Origin of the sequence: Lysobacter zhanggongensis, from assembly GCF_046638635.1 — a bacterium.
Taxonomy (GTDB): Bacteria; Pseudomonadota; Gammaproteobacteria; order Xanthomonadales; family Xanthomonadaceae; genus Novilysobacter; species Novilysobacter luteus.
The window spans coordinates 1-4,838 of the sequence record NZ_JBJXHK010000123.1; the positions used below are offsets into that span (position 1 = coordinate 1).

3 protein-coding genes and 2 pseudogenes are annotated in these 4,838 nt (G+C 71.5%); 2 read left to right on the forward strand and 3 right to left on the reverse strand.

Translation table 11 applies throughout. From position 1 onward, the window contains the following. Positions 1-844: NAD(P)/FAD-dependent oxidoreductase (locus ACKVMH_RS12750; RefSeq protein WP_412700580.1), on the reverse strand; the 844-nt coding region annotated here is incomplete at its 3' end. A gap of 83 nt (positions 845-927) precedes the next feature. Here ACKVMH_RS12750 and ACKVMH_RS12755 point away from each other — a divergent pair. Next, positions 928-1,707 (forward strand): NYN domain-containing protein, encoded by a 780-nt coding sequence (locus ACKVMH_RS12755; protein WP_215219263.1) that lies wholly within the window; start codon positions 928-930, stop codon positions 1,705-1,707. On the opposite strand, the gene priA is transcribed toward ACKVMH_RS12755, so the two are convergent. Both priA and ACKVMH_RS13705 read right to left on the reverse strand, forming a co-directional pair. Beyond that, the gene (priA, locus tag ACKVMH_RS12760; protein WP_459167117.1) at positions 1,701-3,470 is read right to left on the reverse strand and encodes a replication restart helicase PriA; all 1,770 of its coding nucleotides are present in this window, start codon (positions 3,468-3,470) and stop codon (positions 1,701-1,703) included. The two genes, ACKVMH_RS12755 and priA, sit on opposite strands and share 7 nt — an antisense overlap. Positions 3,471-3,716: 246 nt before the next feature. Further along, positions 3,717-4,025 (reverse strand): annotated as a pseudogene (locus ACKVMH_RS13705) (primosomal protein N' family DNA-binding protein); the annotation flags it as partial. 475 nt (positions 4,026-4,500) lie between these two features. On the opposite strand from ACKVMH_RS13705, the pseudogene ACKVMH_RS12765 reads away from it, so the two are divergent. Continuing rightward, positions 4,501-4,838, forward strand: a pseudogene (locus ACKVMH_RS12765) (hypothetical protein); the annotation flags it as partial.

Genomic DNA, 4,838 nt, shown 5'->3' on the forward strand with positions numbered 1-4,838 from the left:
GGTCGCGCTCGGCCTGCAGCAGCGCGCCCAGTGGCGATGCGGCGACGCCGGCGGCCCACAGGACCGTGCGCGCCGGCACGCGCTCCTGCCGCCCGTCCCCGAGCTCCAGGGTGTAGCCCTGGTCGTCGATGTGGGCGACCGGCCGACCGGTCACCACCTCCACCCCGAGCCGTCGCAACTGGGTCGCGGCCTTGGCCGACAGCGATTCGGGGAAAGACGACAGCACCCGCGGACCGGCCTCGATCAGACGCACCCGCGCCTGTGCCGGGTCGATCCGGCGGAATTCGTCGCGCAGGGTGTGCCGGGCGATCTCGGCCAGGGTGCCGGCCAGCTCGACCCCAGTTGGTCCGCCACCGACGACCGCGAACTCCAGCCAGGCCGCGCGCTGGTCCGGATCGCTGGCGGCCTCCGCGCGCTCGAACGCGAGCAGCACCCGCCGGCGGATCGCCAACGCATCCTCGAGCGTCTTCAGCCCGGGCGCGGCCGTGGCCCAGTCGTCGTGGCCGAAGTAGGCATGGGTGGCGCCACTGGCCAGCAACAGGAAGTCGTAGTCGAGCACGCCGCCATCGGCCAGCCGCACCTGTCGCCCGGCGGTATCGATGGCGGTCACCTCGCCCAGCCGCACTTCGACATTGCCCTGGCGGCGCAGGATGTGCCGCAGCGGTGCGGCGATATCGGGCGCCGACAAGCCGGCGGTTGCGACCTGGTAGAGCAGCGGCTGGAACAGGTGGTGGTTGCGGCGGTCGACCAGGGTGATGCGCACCGCGTCGCGGGCGAGCGCCCGGGTCGCCCACAGCCCGGCGAACCCGCCGCCGACGATCACCACGTGTGGTTGCCCGTGCATCGCTGCCCTCCGTTGCGTCGGGCCATTGTCCTGCCGTGCGCAGCGGTGCGCTAGGCTCGGGTCAGTCCCCTCGGAGCACGCCGGTGGCGCAAGACGAAAAACGCATCGCCCTGCTGATCGACGCCGACAATGCGCCGGCGGCCAAGCTCGACGTGATCCTCGCGGAGGTCGCGCGCCACGGTGTTGCCAACGTGCGGCGGGCCTACGGCGACTGGAAGAACCCGCACCTCAAGAGCTGGGAGGCGTGCCTGCACCAGTACGCGATCCGGCCGGTGCAGCAGTTCGCCTACAGCCGTGGCAAGAACGCCTCGGACATGGCGATGGTGATCGACGCGATGGACCTGCTGTACGCGCGCAACCTCGACGGGTTCGCGATCGTCTCCAGCGATGCCGACTTCACCCCGCTGGTGATGCGGCTGCTGACCGACGGGGTGAAGGTCTACGGCTTCGGCGAGAAGAAGACGCCGGACCCGTTCGTCAACGCCTGCTCGGTGTTCACATACGTCGAGGCGCTGGGCCAGCAGGACAGTGGCGCGGCCACCGCCACCCAGCAGCCGCGCACCGCGGCCGAGCTGCGCGGCGACGCACGGCTGTTGCAGATGTTGCGGGGCGCAGTCGAGTTCGCCAGCGGCGAGGACGGCTGGGCCCACCTGGGCGCGGTGGGCCAGCAGATCGGCAACCAGGCCTCGTTCGACTCGCGCAACTACGGGTACCGCAAGCTCAGCGACCTGATCGAGGCATCGGACCTGTTCGAGGTGCGTCGCGACGAGCAGAGTGTCTGGGTGCGGGACAAGCCGAAGGCACGCAAGGCGGCGCAGCGTCCGCGCAAGACCGCCAAGCCGGCACCCCCGGCCACTCAGTAGAGGTCGACCGGGTCCACGTCCAGTGACCAGCGCACGCGGCGCGCATCGGGCAGGGCGTGGATCTCCGGGAGTGCGGCGTCCAACGCGGCGTGCAGCTCGCGGCGCCCGGCGGACGACAGCAGTAGCTGGCTGCGCTGGTAGCCGGCGCGGCGTGGCATCGGGGCCGGCAACGGGCCACTGAGCTCCAGCGATCCGTCCGCCGCCTGCTCCAGGCAGCGGCGGGCCGCCTGCAGGAACCCGTCGGCGTGTTCGACCTGTTTTGCCTCTGCCCGTAACAGCGCCAGGTGCGCGTACGGCGGGAAACCGGCGGCCTCGCGCTGCTCCAGTTCGATCGTGGCGAACGCACCGTAGCCGCCGGCCAGCAGGGTGGCCAGCAGCGGGTGTCCGGGGTGGTGGGTCTGCAGCGCGACGACGCCCGGCCGGTCGGCGCGCCCCGCCCGTCCCGCGACCTGGATCAGGAGCTGGGCGAGCTTCTCCGGCGCGCGGAAATCGGCCGAGAACAGCCCCTCGTCGATCCCGACCACCGCCACCAGGGTCAGGTTGGGCAGGTCGTGGCCCTTGGCCAGCATCTGGGTGCCGACCAGGATCCCGCGCGCACTGCCGAACTCGGACAGGTGGCGCTCCAGCGCGTCGCGGCGCTGGGTCGTGCCACGGTCGATGCGCATCACCGGCACCTCCGGGAAACGCTCGCGCAGGGCCTCTTCGATCCTTTCGGTGCCTGCGCCCTGCGACTGCAGCGCCAGTCCGCCGCAATCGGGGCAGGCATTGGGGACCGGCCGTCGCGCGCCACAGTGGTGGCATTGCAGCCGGCGCCCGCCGCCGTGCACCGTCATCGCGGCGTCGCAGCGCTGGCATTGGGCGCTCCAGCCGCAGTCGTGGCACAGCAGCACCGGCGCGTAGCCGCGGCGGTTGCGGAACACCAGCACCTGGCCGTCGGCCTCGAGCGCCCGGTCGATCGTGTCGAGCAGCTCCGGCGACATCCCGGCCAGCAGCGGGCGCTTGCGCACGTCGATCACCCGCACCGCCGGCGGCTGTGCGTTGCCGGCGCGCTGGCGCAACCGCAGCCAGCCGTAGCGGCCGGCCTGGGCGTTGCGAAGCGACTCCAGCGAGGGCGTCGCGCTGCCGAGCACCACCGGCACCCCGAGCGCCTGCGCCCGCACCAGGGCGAAGTCGCGCGCGTGGTAGCGGATCCCGTCGAGCTGCTTGTAGCTGCCGTCGTGCTCCTCGTNCGAGGGCGTCGCGCTGCCGAGCACCACCGGCACCCCGAGCGCCTGCGCCCGCACCAGGGCGAAGTCGCGCGCGTGGTAGCGGATCCCGTCGAGCTGCTTGTAGCTGCCGTCGTGCTCCTCGTCGACCACCAGCAAACCGGCTTCGGGCAGCGGCAGGAAGACCGCCGATCGCGTGCCAACCACCACCCGCGCCTCGCCCCGCAGGCAGGCTGCCCAGGTACGCGCGCGCTCACCATCAGACAGTCCCGAATGCAGCACATGCACGGTGATCCCGAGCCGCTCGCGAAAGCGCGCCAGCAGCTGCGGGGTCAAGCCGATCTCCGGCACCAGTACCAGTGCCTGGCGCCCGCGCGACAGGCAGTCGGCGATCGCATGCAGGTAGACCTCGGTCTTGCCGCTGCCGGTGACGCCGTCCAGCAACACCGGGTGGAAGGCCCCGACGCCGGCCAGCACCGCATCGACGGCGGCCTGCTGGCCCTCGTTGAGCCGCGGTCCCGGCCGAACGATGGAGTGGGGCTGCGCGGGGTCGACCACGACCTGCTCGGCTAGGCCGCGGCTGGCCAGGGTGCGGGCGGCGGCGCGCCAGCCGGTGGCCTCGGGATCGTCGTTGAGCCGCGCCTCTGGCAGCGGCGCGTCGGCGGCCAGCCGCTCGGCCAACTGCCGGGGGCGGCCGGGTCGCATTGCATCGATCGCGGTGCGGCCTGCCTCGGTCAGCTGCCATCCGCGCTGGACGGTGTCGGGCAGTGGCTCGCCATGCCGGAGCGGGCCGGGCAGCGCGGTCGCAAGCACCTCGCCAAGCGGCGCGTGGGTGTAGCGCGCCAGCCAGCGCAGCGAGGCCAGCAGCTCGCCGGCGAACAGCGGGGTGGAGTCCAGGACCGCGTGGACCGGCTTCAGCGGACCCGGATCGCCCGGTGCATCAGGGATTTCGGTGACAACCCCGACCAACTCGCGCGGGCCGAACGGCACCCGCACCCGCGCGCCGACCGCCGCGGCGGGACCGTCCTCGGCGGGGAAATAGCTGAACAAGCGCGGCAGCGGCACCGGCAGGGCCACATGGAGCACGCCGGCCGCCGGGTCGACTGGGGACATGTCATCAGTCTAGCGACGCACGGACCCCTTGGGCGCTGCTGGCTCAACACCCTGCAGGGCTCCTCTGCAAGCAGGCAAGTTGCGCCGCATTACTGCCTTCCATCTGATGAAGTGTGCGCAAGTTCCGGTTTTACAAAGGGATTCGCCGTTATCCACACCAGATGTGGATAAGTCTGTGCACGGATCGGCGGCGGTGGACCGAAATGCCGGTGGCACCGACCCTTCACACAGGTTGGTGAAAAAAGTGCCAAGCGGGCTAAGCGTAACGAAATCAGCGACTTGGCCGTGAAACATTGGTGCAACGCGGCGTCCTGCGATGCTGAACGGGCCGTTCAGAAGCGCCCCGGCCCGTCTGTGTACAACCGGTTTTGGCTGTAACCCTCGTCACGCTTCGTTCGCGAAGGTTTACCGGGATTGTCAAGCACGCGGCGTGGCCGGTTCGGTCGCTATGATCCGTGCATGGTGACGCTGTCAGATGAGTAGCCCCGATCCGTTGAATGCCTCCCGCGAGGGCCGCCCGCAGGGTGCCCCACCGGCCCTTGCCGCCTTCCTGCGCGGAGTGGAGCGGCGTGGCGCGGTGTTGGCCGAGCTGCAATGCGGCGATGCGGATGCGGGCGACGCGGCCTTGGCCCAGGCGATGCGCCGGTTCCGTGCGGAGGCCGCCGGCCAGCCCATGAGCCAGTGGCCGCGCCGGTTCTGGACGCTGCTGCTGTCGCAGCCCGGCCTGCGACGACACCACGGGGTCGCGGTCGAACTCGAAGCCGGCGACCAGCTGGCGCGGCTGGGCAGCGGGCCGCGTGCCGCCCTGCTGCT